Annotated in this window: 16 protein-coding genes and 1 pseudogene; 8 read left to right on the top strand and 9 right to left on the bottom strand. The window is 39.8% G+C overall.

Translation table 11 applies throughout. The features are described from left to right. Positions 1 to 13: 13 nt before the first annotated feature. The 4 genes and pseudogenes from HGO23_RS15890 (at position 14) to speD (ending at position 4,510) form a co-directional block, all read left to right on the top strand. Positions 14 to 631 carry a plasmid pRiA4b ORF-3 family protein gene (locus HGO23_RS15890; protein ID WP_425330501.1) on the top strand — a complete coding sequence of 206 codons (618 nt, stop codon included), beginning with the start codon at positions 14 to 16 and terminating at the stop codon, positions 629 to 631. A gap of 139 nt (positions 632 to 770) precedes the next feature. Continuing rightward, positions 771 to 1,331, top strand: a complete 561-nt coding sequence (locus HGO23_RS15885; RefSeq protein WP_209027227.1) for a recombinase family protein — start codon at positions 771 to 773, stop codon at positions 1,329 to 1,331. Between the two features lie 23 nt (positions 1,332 to 1,354). After that, positions 1,355 to 2,717 (top strand): annotated as a pseudogene (locus HGO23_RS15880) (ISKra4 family transposase). A gap of 287 nt (positions 2,718 to 3,004) precedes the next feature. Continuing rightward, a complete protein-coding gene (gene speD, locus HGO23_RS15875; RefSeq protein ID WP_209027226.1) occupies positions 3,005 to 4,510 on the top strand; it encodes an adenosylmethionine decarboxylase in 1,506 nt (501 codons plus the stop codon). 243 nt (positions 4,511 to 4,753) lie between these two features. Here speD and HGO23_RS15870 read toward each other — a convergent pair whose 3' ends face one another. The 4 genes from HGO23_RS15870 to HGO23_RS19800 all read right to left on the bottom strand — a co-directional run bounded on the left by HGO23_RS15870 (position 4,754) and on the right by HGO23_RS19800 (position 6,935). Then, the gene (locus HGO23_RS15870; RefSeq protein WP_244967833.1) at positions 4,754 to 5,050 is read right to left on the bottom strand and encodes a fatty acid desaturase; all 297 of its coding nucleotides are present in this window, start codon (positions 5,048 to 5,050) and stop codon (positions 4,754 to 4,756) included. Beyond that, a complete protein-coding gene (locus tag HGO23_RS15865; RefSeq protein WP_244967832.1) occupies positions 5,044 to 5,220 on the bottom strand; it encodes a hypothetical protein in 177 nt (58 codons plus the stop codon). The genes HGO23_RS15870 and HGO23_RS15865 overlap by 7 nt, the downstream gene beginning before the upstream one ends. A 47-nt stretch (positions 5,221 to 5,267) precedes the next feature. Beyond that, positions 5,268 to 6,554 (bottom strand): MFS transporter, encoded by a 1,287-nt coding sequence (locus tag HGO23_RS15860; RefSeq protein ID WP_209027225.1) that lies wholly within the window; start codon positions 6,552 to 6,554, stop codon positions 5,268 to 5,270. Positions 6,555 to 6,692: 138 nt separating this feature from the next. Beyond that, the gene (locus HGO23_RS19800) at positions 6,693 to 6,935 is read right to left on the bottom strand and encodes a hypothetical protein (RefSeq protein WP_244967831.1); all 243 of its coding nucleotides are present in this window, start codon (positions 6,933 to 6,935) and stop codon (positions 6,693 to 6,695) included. A 78-nt stretch (positions 6,936 to 7,013) separates the two neighbouring features. Between HGO23_RS19800 and HGO23_RS19795 the strand changes: the two genes are divergently transcribed. Further along, positions 7,014 to 7,343, top strand: coding sequence for a riboflavin synthase (locus HGO23_RS19795; RefSeq protein ID WP_244967830.1), 330 nt, complete (start codon positions 7,014 to 7,016; stop codon positions 7,341 to 7,343). Next, the gene (locus HGO23_RS19790; protein WP_244967829.1) at positions 7,340 to 7,489 is read left to right on the top strand and encodes a hypothetical protein; all 150 of its coding nucleotides are present in this window, start codon (positions 7,340 to 7,342) and stop codon (positions 7,487 to 7,489) included. Before HGO23_RS19795 ends, HGO23_RS19790 begins: the two co-directional genes overlap by 4 nt. 126 nt (positions 7,490 to 7,615) lie before the next feature. Here the strand turns inward: HGO23_RS19790 and purK are convergent, their stop codons facing one another. The 4 genes from purK to ppiB form a co-directional block, all read right to left on the bottom strand. Beyond that, positions 7,616 to 8,683 (bottom strand): 5-(carboxyamino)imidazole ribonucleotide synthase, encoded by a 1,068-nt coding sequence (purK, locus tag HGO23_RS15845; protein WP_209027224.1) that lies wholly within the window; start codon positions 8,681 to 8,683, stop codon positions 7,616 to 7,618. Continuing rightward, a complete protein-coding gene (gene purE, locus HGO23_RS15840; RefSeq protein ID WP_209027223.1) occupies positions 8,680 to 9,243 on the bottom strand; it encodes a 5-(carboxyamino)imidazole ribonucleotide mutase in 564 nt (187 codons plus the stop codon). Before purE ends, purK begins: the two co-directional genes overlap by 4 nt. Before the next feature lie 144 nt (positions 9,244 to 9,387). Then, on the bottom strand, positions 9,388 to 10,110 hold the full coding sequence (gene lpxH / locus HGO23_RS15835; RefSeq protein WP_209027222.1) for a UDP-2,3-diacylglucosamine diphosphatase: 723 nt from the start codon (positions 10,108 to 10,110) through the stop codon (positions 9,388 to 9,390). Positions 10,111 to 10,153: 43 nt separating this feature from the next. Then, positions 10,154 to 10,648, bottom strand: coding sequence for a peptidylprolyl isomerase B (gene ppiB / locus HGO23_RS15830; protein ID WP_099135778.1), 495 nt, complete (start codon positions 10,646 to 10,648; stop codon positions 10,154 to 10,156). A 282-nt stretch (positions 10,649 to 10,930) separates the two neighbouring features. Between ppiB and cysS the strand changes: the two genes are divergently transcribed. Both cysS and HGO23_RS15820 read left to right on the top strand, forming a co-directional pair. Next, positions 10,931 to 12,313, top strand: a complete 1,383-nt coding sequence (cysS, locus tag HGO23_RS15825) for a cysteine--tRNA ligase (RefSeq protein WP_209027221.1) — start codon at positions 10,931 to 10,933, stop codon at positions 12,311 to 12,313. 450 nt (positions 12,314 to 12,763) lie between these two features. After that, the gene (locus HGO23_RS15820) at positions 12,764 to 14,056 is read left to right on the top strand and encodes a dicarboxylate/amino acid:cation symporter (RefSeq protein ID WP_099135776.1); all 1,293 of its coding nucleotides are present in this window, start codon (positions 12,764 to 12,766) and stop codon (positions 14,054 to 14,056) included. A 60-nt stretch (positions 14,057 to 14,116) separates the two neighbouring features. Here the strand turns inward: HGO23_RS15820 and HGO23_RS15815 are convergent, their stop codons facing one another. Further along, complete coding sequence (locus tag HGO23_RS15815) at positions 14,117 to 15,598, bottom strand: aldehyde dehydrogenase family protein (protein ID WP_099135775.1); 1,482 nt, start codon at positions 15,596 to 15,598, stop codon at positions 14,117 to 14,119. Positions 15,599 to 15,921 lie beyond the last annotated feature (323 nt).

Here is a 15,921-nt window from a genome sequence, read left to right as displayed (position 1 = left end):
AATTAGCGATAGAATGAGCAACCAAGCCTATTTTTCGGGGTCGTCGCTCGCCATGAAAACCTATATTGTGAAAGTGGCTCTTCGGGGGATCAGCCCAATGGTCTGGCGTCGATTCAGGCTATCAGGCGAGACATCTTTAGCCGCTTTTCATTATATCATTCAGATCGCGCAGGGATGGCAGGATGAGCACCTTCACCAATTCCGTATTTATGGTAAAAATTACGGCATTTCCTACTCCGGCGGGATTACATTTCTTGATAACCCTTACAAAATCGCGCTGGATGACTTTGAATTTGATGCCGATGACCGTTTTACCTACGAGTACAACTTCTTCGAGCACTGGCTTCACGATATTCGTATTGAAACTGTTCTCGAAAACGCTGACCTGAAGTCCCCCTTTTGTTTGGCCGGGAACAGAATGCCTGGCGCGACGTTAGCCGATGAAACTACTAAAACACTGGCATTGCTCAACGCGATTATTCATGCTGATGAAACGACCACAGTCGGAGAGATTCGTCCCTTGATTGAGGCACTTGATGCCGTCAGATTCAACCGTCCAAAGGTTAACCGCCAATTAAGTAGACTCAACCTTGATTCACCGGAACTTGAATCCATCGAGATAGGGCTGTAGTGGATAGTGATGATCGGTATCCACAAAGGTATACTTTTACGTAAATAGAGATCTCAGTGTCAAAATTGTCTCTAAAGGTAATCTAAAATAAGGTTTAGAGAATATTACAAAAACTTCTGTAACCTTTATGGACTATTTTATGATTTATGCTTATATACGCATCAGCTCAGCAGAACAAAATTCAGCCCGACAAGAAGTTGCCATTCAAAATTCGGGTTATGAGATAAAAACTGTTTTTATCGATATTGCCAGTGGCAAAGATACACATCGCCCAAATCTGCAACAATTATTATCGATATTAGAGTGTGGAGATACACTCATTGTTCATTCGATAGATCGCTTGTGCAGAAATATGATGGATATGTGTAATTTAACCATTGATCTGAAACAACGAGGCATTTCGCTTGTTTTTCTCAAGGAAAATATTCATTTTTCTGCTAGCGAGAGTAATCCATTACAAGAGCTACAATTACATATGATGTCGGTATTTAGCCAGTTTGAGCGTGCGCTCATTAGAGAGCGTCAAGCTGAAGGCATTGCGGCTAAAAAAGGACGAGGAGAAAACACTGGCCGTCCGCCGGCAGACAAGCGAAAAGTGGCCATGGTTGATGAATTAAAATCAAAAGGTATTCGCCTGAAATTAGCATGTGATAACGTGGGGATTGGCGTTTCAACCTATTATAAATTAAGGAAAAGATGAACGATTAAAAATCGGAGGGGATGATGAAAGTCATAATAAAAGCGGTTGTGATACAGGATGATGGTTCAACTCATCAAGAAACCTTATTGACGTTACATAAAACAACCGAACAAGATGAGCCTTTAGGGTTATCAATTCACGAATCCAAAAAATTACTCAATACCGCACAGTTATCGATAATTCGTGCTCAAAGCCAATCGTATATGCAAGCCCATTGATGTTGCCCTCACTGTGAAAAACCGCGTCAAATAAAAGATCATCAAACCCGCCATTATCATACTTTATTTGGCGTTATTCCCATTAAAGGTCTTCGCCTATATCGTTGTCAGTGCGAACAAGCCACAACAAAATCAGTCAGTTTACTCAGCGAATGGTTGCTGGATAATACGCACCCCGAACATGTCATATGATCTCACTGTTGAACGATTAAAAGATATTTTACCGATAAGTCAAACACTTAATTCCGCGACAGTACGTAATCACTTAGTTAGCGTTGCTAAACAACAAGAAACGGAGCTTGCCACGCAAGCTGATTTTCTTGAAAAAAGCGCATATGATAGTGAAAAATTACCCCGACCAGGAAAACCCATGGTAATTGGGCTTGATGGCGGTTATGTGAGGGATTGCCATAATCGGAAAAATAATTTTGAAATTATTACAGGAAAAGCGTACTCCGAAAATGTTCAGGCGAAGCGATTTGGTTACGTGCATGTTTTAGAAGATAATCCAAGAAAACGATTACTGTCAGTATTGAATGCCCAAGGTGTGCAAACTAATCAGCAGATCACTTTTTTATCAGATGGCGCCGATAATCTGAGAATGATGCAAATAGGTATCTACCCAGAAGCAGAGCATATTTTAGATTGGTTTCATATCAGTATGCGGTTAACCGTACTGAATCAATGCATTAAAGGTATTTTAACAAAATCAGTCGATATTGGCACAGAATTACAAAGCCGACTCGAAAAAACGAAATGGTATTTATGGCATGGTAATGTGGGAAATGCCCTCGACCAACGGGATAGTTGCTTGTGTATTTGTGATTGCGATGAAGAGGGATCACACTGTAAAAATAGCAAAAACAAAAAAATGGGACGCTATTTAGATGAAATGATGACTTATATTGCCAATAACCAATTTATGATCCCAAATTATGGGGAGAGGTATCGTTATGGGGAGCCAATATCAACGGCATTTGTAGAATCCACGGTTCATGAAGTGATAGCAAAACGTATGGCGAAAAAGCAACAGATGCAATGGAGCCAGCAAGGTGCGCATTATCTTTTGCAAACACGGGTAGCGGTCTTAAATGGTGAGTTGGAAAGTATATTTCATCGTTGGTATCCTAAATTGAAGAACACAGAGCTGGATGCTATAGCGGCGTAAAATACCCCACAGATTTTTATGCTCTCGCAACTGACCGCCTTTTTTAGAAATTGCACTTACTAGGCGAATCCAAGCTTAATATTCAGTATATGATCAAATAATATAATTTAGGTTTATTATTTCATAAATAATAAAAACTAGTTGAAACTCATTCAGCTCTATATAATGAAAATCATAATAAATAATTTACAGGAAGATAAAATTATAGAGCTAGAGAAATAAAAATAATATTTTTGAAGATAATCGAAAAAATCCGAACGAAATAATATATCAAAAAAGAGATTAAAATGAACAAACTTAATAATATAAAAGATAATATGAAATTATCACATCCAGTTGAGATACTAGAAGAGTTATTAATACGACTATATTTATATGGCCATACCTCAAATAGAGACCTTTCATTAAATAGTAAATTACCTATCCCTATCATCTCAGCATTTAAAAAAGAATTAATAAAATATGATTATGCTGAAAATAAAGGTGTTTTTAAGTTAAACTCTATCGGCGTAAAATACGTACAAGATGAACTGGGATACCAATCAATTAATATAAATAAATATAATTTGCTATCATCAGAAGAGAAACGAGAAGAGTTTGAGAAAGAGCTTTCCGTTTTATTGGAGCCTATATATAACAGTAGACCTCAAGTCAATGTTTTGTTAGATCAAGCACATGCTACATTAGAGACATCAATACGCCGGGTAATTCTACTACTTAATAACCCAAGAGTATTTAAACGAAATATTTTATTTTTGGGTGATGATGATTTGACTTCCTTAGCCCTGATGATGGCATTTAAAAAGCTCGGCTACGACTGCTCAAGAAATATTTTTGTCAAGGATATCGATCAGGACCTACTAACATTTATTCGAGATGTCGCAGAGCAAAATAATTTTGTCATTAATACTGAATATTTAGATCTAAAACTCTCTAATGTATACACTAAAAATTTTGATATCGTCTTGACAGATCCCCCTTATACATTGAGCGGATTAAAACTATTTTTATCACGCGCTATTAGTTTCACTAAAAATGATAATAGTGAGATTTTACTCTCCTTTGGTCAAAAAAAACCAATCGAAAACCAAGAAGTTCAAAGGTTATTTAATAATCAGAATCTTCTTATCAAACATATTTATCCGCAATTCAATAAATATCATGGTGGAAGTATTATCAGTAATGTCAGCGATCTCTATGTTCTTTCTGTTACACCTCAAACGTACCCGACAATCTCAGGGGAAAATAATTATTCAGATAAAATCTATACCGGAGAAATTAATCCTCGTATAAAATTTTACCAATGTAAATCATGTAATAACATGATAACCATTGGATATGGAAAGAATATATTAACGATAGAGCAGCTCATAGAAGCAACTTGTAATAAATGTCACGGCACTAAATTTCAATATCGTGGTCAGGAAAAAGTCAGTACATCGGATAATACACGACAACTTGGCACTCACATGATCATAGATATGAAAGATTGTAATGTAGAGGTATTGAAATCTGTATCAGCCATTGAAAAAATCATGCTTGATATTGCCCAACAATGTGAGCTGAATGTGATTATTCATAACTTCCATCAATTCCAACCATGGGGTGTCAGTGGTGCACTAATATTAGCAGAGTCACATTTTACTATTCACACATGGCCTGAACACCAATATGCCGCTCTTGATTTATTCGTTTGCAATGAATTTAAACATCAAGATACATTTATGATACAGCTACAAACGCAGCTTAATGCTCAAGAATATGAATATAAAATACTACAGCGGGGTTTTTAATTTTAAGATAAGTAGAATATATTCTTAACACCTTACTCAACGTTGAAGCATTAGTTTTATTCACTCAACGAAGGAACTGATTGTTAATTAGCTGGGCGTGAAAGACAATCAGTTACAGAATAAGGAACCTAAATCGTTATGCTATTTTGAATAAATCTCCTGGAACTGATTACCTGATACCAAAAAATCACAATAGGGCCCTGAAAGCCCCATTTAGATTAAATTATTTTGTATGAAAAATATTCAAATAGAAAGTAGACGTTTTGCAAAACTTCCCTCTTTATTCTCTTTTTTGAATTTTCTATACTTTGATGCGTAGCTTAGCATGGTTTCTTGGTGCGGATATTCACGGATAAATATCCCTCCCCATAGGTCATCCCATTTTTGATAATTGGAATCATTCAATAAATATATATGTGCTTTCTTGATGTTCCAATGAGGAATACCCGGATACAAGTGATGTACTAAATGATAATTATCATAATGTTTTCCAAACAAGAAGCGTTCCCACCAAATACCTTTTGTATTTCGTGTTAGCAATAATGCCTCATTTTCAGATGCAGGCAAATGAAATCAAGGCCGATTTGATCGGCAAGAATAGCCGCCTCACGGTTTTGTTTATAAGACGCATCCAGTGGTGGTGTGTTTTTGGAAATAATCCACCCACCTTTGGCGATGGGCAGGAATACACCGAACTCTTTCTTTGACATCACTATTTCCTTATTTGTGTGCTGTTTCAGAGTATAGTAATCATTATTTAGTGAATTTCGTCAGTGAGCTTCTCATTTTCGACTGAATCGTCTCTCATTTTTTGGCTGGGGGGTTTCATCATCAGTGTTACAACTAACACGACAAATACAGGGATAGCAATGATGAGGAAAGCCCAGGTAAAACTACCGGAACAATCTTTTATGGCACCGGCAAAAAAAGGGGCCAGACACGCCAGAGTAGAAATCAGGTTCATGATCGAGAATAGTTCCAGATAAGGCTTACGGCCAAAATAATTGGCGAGCAGGACACTGGAAGCGAGGAAAGTCATACCATAACCCATGCCGACAAACAGCGTGAAGGCAATCAGGAATGACCATGAAGAGGCGATACTCAAGGCGATTAAGCCAAAAATAATGATAGCCAGACTGCCAACCAGCAGTTTTTTCGGATCAAGCCACTCTCCCACGGCACCACCGGCCAACCTTGAAAAAGCATTGATGAAAGCCATAGCGCTCAGTAACCCAGCGGCAATCACTTCACTGAAACCATTTTCGATAATGTGGGCGACGGCAAAGCTATTCACTGTAATACCACACCACAGAAACGCCGTATAGGTTGCGGCAATGACATAAAATTGCCAGGTGCGCAGTGCTTGTCGGGCTGTCCATAACTGCTTGGTACGATAGATACTGGGGGAATTTTCGCTATTGTGCTTTTGATTGACTGCCTTAGCATGGGCTATTTCCCGATCTCCTTCCTGAAGAGTAAGAATGGTCAGGATAACAAAAACAGCCAGAACGACGGCAGAGATCATCCAGTGCATTCGCCACGTTCCCCAGACACGGGTTGCCAGAAAATAGATCCATGGGCCAATCACGCCTCCCAGTCCGCCAATCGTAAAATAGAAACCAAAAGCAAGGGACTGTTTTTCATATAATCGTGAAATAACATAGGTGCCCGGTACTGTTGCCAGAAAGGTAAATCCGACCCCAATTAAAGCCGTTCCGATAAAATACGATGAAATAGTATGCGTGTGATAAAGGCTGTAGAAGCCAGCCAGAAAAATCAGTAGGCCAATAAATAGCGTGAAGCGAACACCAATTTTGCGAATGCAAACCGTTGGCAGGAAACTGGATAGCCCGCAAGTCAGGCCAAGCAGAGTGAACCCCAGGCCGGCATCAGTCCAACTCCAGTCCAGCTCGTTTATCATGCTGGGCAGGACAACACCCAATGACGTAAAGGTTGTTGCTGTGGACAGAAAATAGACCATGCCTAAAAGTATCAGCAAAAACCACTGATAAATACGCCCGAATTTGTCGTGTTGAATGGACATTGTGACCCCATCAAGGAATAAATCATTAAAAACGGCTCTATTCTAAGTGCTTATTAAAAAAAGCTGTATCGAATAAACATCCCATAGCTAAATTGGTTTGTGCGAAAGTAAGGCATATCTTTTATTTTGTACTTATTTTTACCGGATTGATGGCAATACCTGTCCACAGATGACCGGGCTGATACCGGGGAAATAGTCATATTTTACCTTTTTGGTTTTGGCAATCCACTGAGCAAACAGCACATCTTTCAATGGACCATAGGAAAAGTCATACCCTGTGATTTTACTGGTACTGAGTCTGGGTACAAATTTATAGTAATAGGTGCTTTTATCGCCTTTTATAGTCATTTTGTAGTGAATTTTGCCAAATACTGTAGACATATATATTACCGATTTTGTAATCACCGAAGCCTTCGACGATAGGGGAGATGGTTTTCTCAGGGGCAACTTTATTTAGTAATGAGTAATAATAATCATTTTTTTGATGATATTGCTATTGGAGCCAGTGTTGCTATTGATGGCACTTGTCTGACTGTCACTCAATTTAGCGAAAATAAAATCACTTTTGATATTTCCGATTTTACTGCTGATATCACAACGTTAAAGTTTCTTTCCATTGGGGATCAAGTCAATATTGAACGCTCACACCATATGTATAAGGAAAATGGGGGGCATAATCTTTATGGACATGTGGAAAGGATTGCTGAAGTAGTCGAATTTACTGCAACAAGTGAAACTTATCGGTTGGTTATTCGGATCCCCCAAGACAATATAAATATTTTTTCTTGAAAGGTTTCATCGGGCTTCATGGCTGTAGTTTAACTATCAATGGTATTGATGAAGAGAATAAAACCATTGCCTTAAATTTGATCCCTGAAACCTTAAGATTAACCAATCTTAGTAAGATCAAATGTAGGAGATTTCCTCAATTATGAAATCGACCAAACCACAAGAACGATTGTAGATACACTATCCAGAACGTTATTAAAGAAATAGCTTGTTGCAGTTGATATAAGAAGTGGTAATTTATTTAAAATGATTACCACTTCCTACGGTTTTCTTCAGTTTAATTTGTCTTGTGCCCATTTCAGGCCAGTTTGGTACTCTTCAGGCAATAACGAGCTTAATGTTTGTAGTGCAGCTCTTAATATATTTCTGTCAGAATGAACCAGATTCAGATGCCCTACCTTACGCACTGAGCGAACTTCCTTATCATACCAATGTAAACGAACGAGCGGTAAGCTGAGCCATTCAGGGTTTATTTCTGTACCGATCAGATTGACCATCACTGAAGGAGCCGATATTTCCGGTTGAGGTATAGGTAAATCGAGAATTGCCCGTAGATGAAGTTCAAATTGACTGATGGAAGCACCATTTTGTGTCCAGTGACCACTATTATGTACCCGTGGTGCCAGCTCATTAATCAGCAAATCATTACCAACAATAAAGCACTCCATCGCCATGACACCCATATAATTCAGATGCTCCATGATAATGGACAGCATTTTTTCTGCTTGTTGTTGTAATTGATGATGTGCATTTGGCAAAGCAACACTTGTACGTAAGATACCTTCCTGATGTAGATTATGGGTCAATGGATAAAATACCGATTTTCCCTGAGCGTTACGGGCACCAACCAGTGAAACTTCCCCTGAAAATGGAATACCTTGCTCTACAATACATTCACCGTAAATTTCGGGCGGCAATGTATCTTCATCACCCGGTCGGATGCGCCATTGACCACGGCCATCATAACCCCCGGTACGACGTTTAACGATAATGAAATCACCTAACTCGTTAAACAACTGCGGCCATTGGCTGGGATCAGCTAATAACTTCCACGGAGCTGTCGCCAATCCAAGACTATCCAGGAGTTGCTTTTGTGGCAGGCGATCAGCCAGTTGTGGAAAAATATCACGGTTAATAAAAGCATTGTGATGAGCGAGTTCACGGGTTAAGTCCGTCTCAGGCCAACGCTCAATTTCAGCGGTGATGATACTGCTCTGATAGGGAACGGATTCTGGTTCAGCGTCCAGCCCAATCGGATAGACAGCTATTCCTAATGGCTCACCTGCCTGACGTAGCATTCTACCCAATTGACCATTACCCAGTACACAAACAGGTTTCATGCATCCTCCCGAGGATCTGGATTATCCAGAACATCCTGAGTTTGTGTCTGACGCCAATCTGACAGACGTTGGAATAGGGCATCATCATGTAATGCTAATACCTGAGCCGCCAACAATGCTGCATTTGCTGCTCCCGCTTTGCCGATAGCCAGCGTACCAACCGGAATGCCTTTTGGCATTTGGACGATGGAATAGAGACTATCAACACCACTCAGTGCAGCACTCTGTACAGGGACACCAAATACAGGAACTAAGGTCTTAGCTGACAGCATTCCTGGCAGATGAGCTGCGCCACCTGCACCAGCAATAATTACATCAAAACCGTTTGCTTTCGCCTGTTCGGCAAAATGAAAAAGTTTATCGGGTGTTCGGTGCGCCGAAACAATTTCAACATGGAAAGGAATATCAAGGGAGGTTAAAACATCGGCTGCATGTTGCATTGTTGCCCAGTCACTCTTTGAACCCATGACAATAGCAATTTTGGCATGATGTGGTGTTTTTGCTGTAAAGGTAACCGCTGTTGTGGAAATAGTTTTTTGGGGCTCAGGGCTTGCCGTCATAAATCAGATGCTCCTGTATTGGATGTCCACCAGAACCAAGATCAAAATAATATTGTAAGACGGTGGATCATATCATGCGAATTGCACAAGGAAAACGTTTGCGTTGCTTGATTCGTCGATTTTTCCAGTAAAAGATCAGAGAATTCAAAAAGGGAAAAATATCAGTTCAATAGATGCTTCTGTCACTTTAAACATCGAACCTTGATTGTGCCAGGCCCCTAATACGCCACGATGCATGGTTTTATCGTTGATTTGGATATCATGGATCGCTGGACGATGAGTATGCCCGTGGATCATCCAATCGACCTGATATTTGTTAAAGTGTTCAATAACAGCCTGTTGGTTGACATCCATGATTGATTCGGATTTCTGGCGGTTAGCATATTGGCTTCCGGCCCGCATTTTGGCCGCAATTTTTAGCCGAATAAACAGAGGAAGAAGTAAAAACAGCCGCTGGATCCACGGGGTATGTACTCGTTTACGATATTGTTGATAACCTGCATCATCGGTGCAGAGCGTATCGCCGTGCAAGATCAGAATACGTTTACCGTATAATTCCAATACCTTTTCTTGCGGCAGCAGAATCAGGCCACTCTCTTTGGCAAACCGGGAACTTAACAAAAAATCACGGTTACCATGAAGAAAATAACAGGAAACCCCTTTTTGTCTCAGTGCATTAAGTGCCTGGGCTATTTCAGTGTGCAGGGGATTGGGATCATCATCACCAATCCAGTAATCAAAAAAATCACCGAGGATATACAGACTTTCAGCATGAATTGCATCTTCACGCAAAAAACGTAGAAAACCGGCAGTAATTGCCGGTTCTTGCGCACTGAGATGCAAATCTGCAATAAACAGTGTACTCATGTAACGATTAACTATTCTCTAATTGTGGATATTGTATAAATAATTATTCGCTGACAGTGACACGTTCAATGATCACATCTTCGTGTGGCACATCTTGGTGCATGCCGCTGCGGCCGGTGGAAACACCTTTGATTTTATCAACCACATCCATGCCTTCCACAACTTCAGCAAATACACAGTAACCCCAGCCGTCCGGGCGCTCTGAGCGGAAATTCAGGAAATCATTATCAACAACGTTGATGAAGAATTGAGCCGTTGCAGAATGTGGATCATTGGTACGTGCCATTGCGATAGTACCATGACTGTTCTTCAGGCCATTATTGGCTTCGTTCTGGATAGGGGATTGAGTAGTTTTTTGCTTCATACCAGGTTCAAAACCACCACCTTGAATCATGAAGCCATTGATGACGCGGTGAAAAATAGTGTTGTCGTAGAAGCCTTCACGGCAGTAATTCAAAAAATTTTCAACAGTTACAGGCGCTTTTTCAGCGAAAGTATTAATTACGATATCGCCGAAATTGGTATGAAAAGTCACCATAATAGAAATCCTAATAATAATTTTGATTGACCCTAATATTCTAGAGTATTCGGAACAAGGGCTTTTATACCATATCTGTGATCTTGAGTCAGTACTCTACAATCTCATGTGAACAAGGCGGATCGCAATGCTTGCAAAGCTCACCATATCAAGGTGAAATAGCCCACCTGGCTTTTTATATTATAGTTTATTTATATAGCTGATAAGGAAGCCTATAATCAGCGGATTTGTTCGCTTTTGTTTTTTATTACACGTACATCAATTTTTACGGAAAACCCACCGATGCTAAAAATTTTCAATACTCTCAGTCGCCAAAAAGAAGAATTTAAGCCGATCCATAAAGGGAAAGTGGGCATGTACGTGTGTGGCATCACCATTTATGATATGTGTCATATTGGTCACGGCAGAACTTTTGTTGCTTTTGACGTCATTTCCCGTTACCTGCGTTATTTAGGCTATGATTTGACGTATGTTCGTAATGTGACGGATATAGATGACAAAATCATCAAGCGTGCTATTGAAAATAATGAAAACTGTGAAGCGCTGACTACACGTATGTTGAATGAGATGTACAGCGATTTTGATGCACTGAATATCCTGCGTCCGGATTCAGAGCCGCGTGCAACACAGCATGTCCCTGAAATTATTGAGCTCACTGAACAGTTGATCAAGCGTGGGCACGCTTACGTTGCAGATAACGGTGATGTGATGTTCTCCATTGACACCAATCCTGATTATGGGCTGCTTTCTCGCCAGGATCTTGAGCAATTGCAGGCGGGGGCGCGTGTTGAAGTTGCTGATGTAAAACGTAATCCAATGGATTTTGTGTTGTGGAAAATGTCCAAACCGGGTGAACCTAGCTGGGAATCTCCATGGGGTTCAGGCCGTCCGGGTTGGCACATCGAATGTTCTGCTATGAATGCCAAACAGTTAGGACATCATTTTGATATTCATGGCGGTGGTTCAGATTTAATGTTTCCGCATCATGAAAATGAGATTGCACAATCTACCTGTGCTCATGATGGCCCTTATGTGAACTATTGGATGCATTCCGGCATGGTGATGGTGGATAAAGAGAAGATGTCCAAATCTCTGAACAACTTCTTTACTATTCGTGATGTGCTGGATTATTACGATGCTGAGACTGTGCGTTATTTCCTGATGTCTGGTCACTATCGCAGCCAGTTGAACTATACAGAAGAGAATCTGAAACAGGCTCGTACTGCACTTGAGCGTCTGTATACTTCTTTGCGTGGTACAGATAAATCTGCTCAGCCTGCTGGTGGTGAAGCCTTTGAAGCCCGTTTTGTGGAAGCAATGAATGATGACTTCAACACGCCGGAAGCCTATTCCGTGCTGTTTGATATGGCTCGCGAGATCAATCGCCTGAAAGTAGATGATATGGCTGCGGCAAATGGTCTGGCGGCTGAGCTGCGTAAACTCTCGGGTATTCTGGGTCTGCTGGAGCAAGATCCTGACCAGTTCCTGCAAAGTAGTGCTTATGCGGATGGTGACGTTGCCCAAATTGAAGCGTTGATTAAACAGCGTAACGATGCTCGTAAAAACAAAGATTGGGCTTTGGCTGATGCCGCGCGTGACCAGCTTAATGCAATGGGTATCGAACTGGAAGATGGCCCACAGGGAACAACATGGCGCCGTAAGTAATTAATTTTTCTGAGTTGTAAATAATCTGAAATGAAATCGCCACCTTTTAGGTGGCGATTTCATTTATGAGTATTGAAAAACGCCCCAAAATTTTTGATAAAAAAGTGCGTATTAGTGATTAGGAAGGTTCTTAATATTAATCAGGTGTTTTAATAAAAATCTGCGAATTTTGTGACATTGAATACATTTTCCAGAACAAATTAAATGAAACAAAATAAAAGATATTTTATTGTAAATGCTAGATACAGTAACATTTGATAATAGTGACAGTTATAGCATTAAGTTGTTTGTATAACTAATAAAATACGGTAGGTGTTTTATATGTATGCTGATATTTTGGTATCCTTGCGATGGAAATCAGTTTATTTCATCTACACCACCATAAAATTCAATATCATAAAGTAAGAAGAGTGGGATTGAGCCGTAATAACATTAACAATAGGGCACACTATGCATCATAGTTTAAAGAAAAAACCGTTGTATAAGATCCTTTACGTACAAGTCATTTTTGCAATTGTACTGGGTATTTCTCTTGGTCATTTTTATCCGGATATAGGTGAATCACTTAAACCGTTAGGTGATGCTTTCATCAAGATCGTGAAAATGATTATTGCTCCTGTTATTTTTCTGACCGTTGTAACAGGAATAGCGAGTATGAGTAATATGAAAGCAGTGGGGAGTGTCGTCGGAAAATCAATGTTATATTTTCTGACATTTTCAACGCTTGCTTTAATTATTGGTTTAATTGTCGCTAATATTATTCGCCCCGGTGATGGGCTGAATATCTCGCCTGAATCGTTGGATGGGAGTAAGGTCGCGGATTATGTGGAAAAAGCTCACGAATCATCTGTTGTTGGTTTTCTTATGGATGTGATACCTGAAACCGTTGTCAGCCCGCTTGTAAATGGCAATATTCTCCAGGTTCTCTTTATTTCTGTTATCTTTGGCCTCTCGCTAGCATTAACAGGGAAAAAAGCGGAGCCTGTATTAGTATTTTTACAAAGTCTCTCTGAACCTGTTTTTAAGATGGTAAGTATGTTAATGAAACTGGCTCCAATTGGTGCATTTGGAGCAATGGCATTTACCATTGGTAAATATGGTATTTCATCTATTGGTAATCTGATAATACTAATCGCCACTTTCTACATTACATCATTAATTTTTGTTTTGGTTGTTCTGGGGGGAGTTGCAAAATATAACGGATTTTCTATTATCCAATTAATGAAATATATTAAAGATGAGCTGTTTTTAATATTAGGTACATCTTCTTCTGAAGCTGCTTTACCTAGCTTAATGAGGAAAATGGAAAATGCTGGTTGTGAGAAATCTGTTGTAGGGTTAGTTGTCCCAACAGGTTACTCATTCAATCTTGATGGTACTAATATTTACATGACAATGGCTGCATTATTTATTGCTCAAGCCACTGGTATTGATTTAAGTATCACAGAGCAAATTTCTTTATTATTAATTGCAATGATCAGTTCAAAAGGTGCAGCAGGTATTACAGGCGCTGGTTTTATTACTTTGGCTGCGACTCTATCTGTTGTACCAAGTATCCCAATAGCTGGCATGGCACTTATTTTAGGCATTGATAGATTTATGTCTGAATGTCGTGCATTGACCAATTTCGTCGGTAATGCCTGTGCTTGTATTGTTGTAGCTCGTTGGGAAGGTGCTTTGGATAAAGAAAAAATGAATCGAGCATTAAATGGTGAAGTGCCAGGCTCTGTAAAAGAGTTATAAGTGTTTTGAATCGCCACCTTTGAGGTGGCGATTATTTTTCAGGATGATTTTCTCTTATGATTATTCTTTGGTGCTGATATAGATATTTTTGACCTGAGTATAAGCATCCAAAATCATTTTATGTGTTTCTCGCCCAAGTCCTGATTTTTTATAACCACCGAATGGTGTGTGGGCAGGAAGTTCATGGTAGGTATTGATCCACATACGACCAGTCTTAACAGCTTTAGCGACACGCAGAGCACGATTAATATCCTGTGTCCAGACCGCACCAGCCAGACCATATTCTGAATCGTTAGCCATCTCCACGACTTCGTCTTCATCACTGAATGGAATAACACAGAGAACCGGCCCGAAGATTTCTTCCTGTGCTACACGCATATCATTGGTCACATTAGTGAGAATTGTCGGCTGAACAAAGAACCCATCGTCATATCCTGTTCCTGTTATGCGTTTGCCGCCAGTAAGGATGGTTGCTCCTTCCTGTTTGGCAAGATCAATATAGCCTAGGATCGTATTCATTTGTTCTTCGCTGACTTGACAGCCCATTTCAGTTGCAGGATCCATTGGATCGCCGACTCGAACGGATTCGAAAACAGTTTTCAACGATTGCAGGAATGAATCATAGATATCTTTATGCAGGAATAGACGTGCACCAGATTCACAAGCCTGTCCCTGATTCAGCAAAATAGCGTTAGCTGCATATTTGACAGCTTTTTTCATATTGGCATCAGGGAAAATGATATTGGCTGATTTTCCTCCCAGCTCCAGCGTGGCCGGAATAAGTCTCTTAGCGGCGGCGGCGGCAACGTTGTAACCGACTTCTGTTGAGCCTGTAAAGGCCACTTTGTCAATACTTTCATGATCAAGGATTGCCTGACCGACAACAGAACCACGACCTGTGACAATATTGACAACGCCTGCAGGAAGAACTTGATTTATGATACGTCCCAATTCCAGCAAACTAATAGGAGTCAGGCTGGCAGGGTTGATAACCACCGTATTACCCGCAGCTAGGGCAGGAGCAAGTTTCCAGGCTGCCATTAGCAGTGGGAAGTTCCAGGGAATGATTTGCCCGATTACACCGATTGGCTCTCTGATCACCAGACTCAGGTTATCATCATCAATGATATCCATTGCATCAGAGTGAGAGCGGATCACACCTGCAAAATAACGGAAATGATCGATAGCAAAAGGAATGTCAAAATTGCGGCATAAAGCTTGTGTCTTACCACCATCTAATGTTTCAAGGGTGATAAAACGCTCTGCTTCTGCTTCCAATAAGTCAGCAATTTTCAACAAAATAGATTGCCTTTCTGCCGCTGAAGTTTTGCTCCAGGTGGGTAAGGCTTTGGTTGCTGCCTGGACGGCAAGTTCAATATCCTGAGCATTTCCCGCCGCATATTCAGTCAGTAATTCGCCAGTTGCCGGATTATAGCTTTTCATTGTTTCTTTTGAAACACTGTCTACCCATTCACCGTCAATCAGCATTTTATAAGACTTAGCAGGTAATAGTTCTTTTGCGATATCATGCAATTTCTTCATTATCTTCTCCAGGTACTTTGATTTTTGGGTATGCTAAACCATCTGTTCAAAGAGTATTATTGGATTAATTCTTAAATTCGGATTTAAATATAAAAATCTTGTATCAATAAATAAGGGGGGGTAATTGATTTTTATAATAAAATAATAAACATGTGAAATAAATTTTGAGAATTATTATTGATATGTGATTACAGTTTGTGTGGTCTATTTTTGCTGTCTTTTTTAAGATGTTATCGGAAGAGTAGTTTAAATGACGATATACAGTTTAATGATACAACATAATAAATAAACAATTTATCAATGCGTTTATATTTAATGACAAT

Origin of the sequence: Xenorhabdus budapestensis (assembly GCF_017743015.1) — a bacterium.
GTDB lineage: Bacteria > Pseudomonadota > Gammaproteobacteria > Enterobacterales > Enterobacteriaceae > Xenorhabdus > Xenorhabdus budapestensis.
The sequence above is the reverse complement of the archived record's forward strand: the minus strand, read 5'-3'. Positions and strand labels throughout refer to the sequence as shown.

Excerpts from the sequence above, each read along its gene's own strand:
- HGO23_RS15885 (WP_209027227.1), top strand. The coding sequence starts at position 771 with ATGATTTATGCTTATATACGCATCAGCTCAGCAGAACAAAATTCAGCC.
- HGO23_RS15815 (WP_099135775.1), bottom strand. The coding sequence starts at position 15,598 with ATGAAGAAATTGCATGATATCGCAAAAGAACTATTACCTGCTAAGTCT.
- ppiB (WP_099135778.1), bottom strand. The coding sequence starts at position 10,648 with ATGGTGACTTTTCATACCAATTTCGGCGATATCGTAATTAATACTTTC.
- HGO23_RS15820 (WP_099135776.1), top strand. The coding sequence starts at position 12,764 with ATGCATCATAGTTTAAAGAAAAAACCGTTGTATAAGATCCTTTACGTA.
- cysS (WP_209027221.1), top strand. The coding sequence starts at position 10,931 with ATGCTAAAAATTTTCAATACTCTCAGTCGCCAAAAAGAAGAATTTAAG.
- HGO23_RS15890 (WP_425330501.1), top strand. The coding sequence starts at position 14 with ATGAGCAACCAAGCCTATTTTTCGGGGTCGTCGCTCGCCATGAAAACC.
- HGO23_RS19795 (WP_244967830.1), top strand. The coding sequence starts at position 7,014 with ATGAGTAATAATAATCATTTTTTTGATGATATTGCTATTGGAGCCAGT.
- HGO23_RS15865 (WP_244967832.1), bottom strand. The coding sequence starts at position 5,220 with ATGTCAAAGAAAGAGTTCGGTGTATTCCTGCCCATCGCCAAAGGTGGG.
- purE (WP_209027223.1), bottom strand. The coding sequence starts at position 9,243 with ATGACGGCAAGCCCTGAGCCCCAAAAAACTATTTCCACAACAGCGGTT.
- speD (WP_209027226.1), top strand. The coding sequence starts at position 3,005 with ATGAACAAACTTAATAATATAAAAGATAATATGAAATTATCACATCCA.
- lpxH (WP_209027222.1), bottom strand. The coding sequence starts at position 10,110 with ATGAGTACACTGTTTATTGCAGATTTGCATCTCAGTGCGCAAGAACCG.
- HGO23_RS15860 (WP_209027225.1), bottom strand. The coding sequence starts at position 6,554 with ATGTCCATTCAACACGACAAATTCGGGCGTATTTATCAGTGGTTTTTG.
- HGO23_RS19800 (WP_244967831.1), bottom strand. The coding sequence starts at position 6,935 with ATGTCTACAGTATTTGGCAAAATTCACTACAAAATGACTATAAAAGGC.
- purK (WP_209027224.1), bottom strand. The coding sequence starts at position 8,683 with ATGAAACCTGTTTGTGTACTGGGTAATGGTCAATTGGGTAGAATGCTA.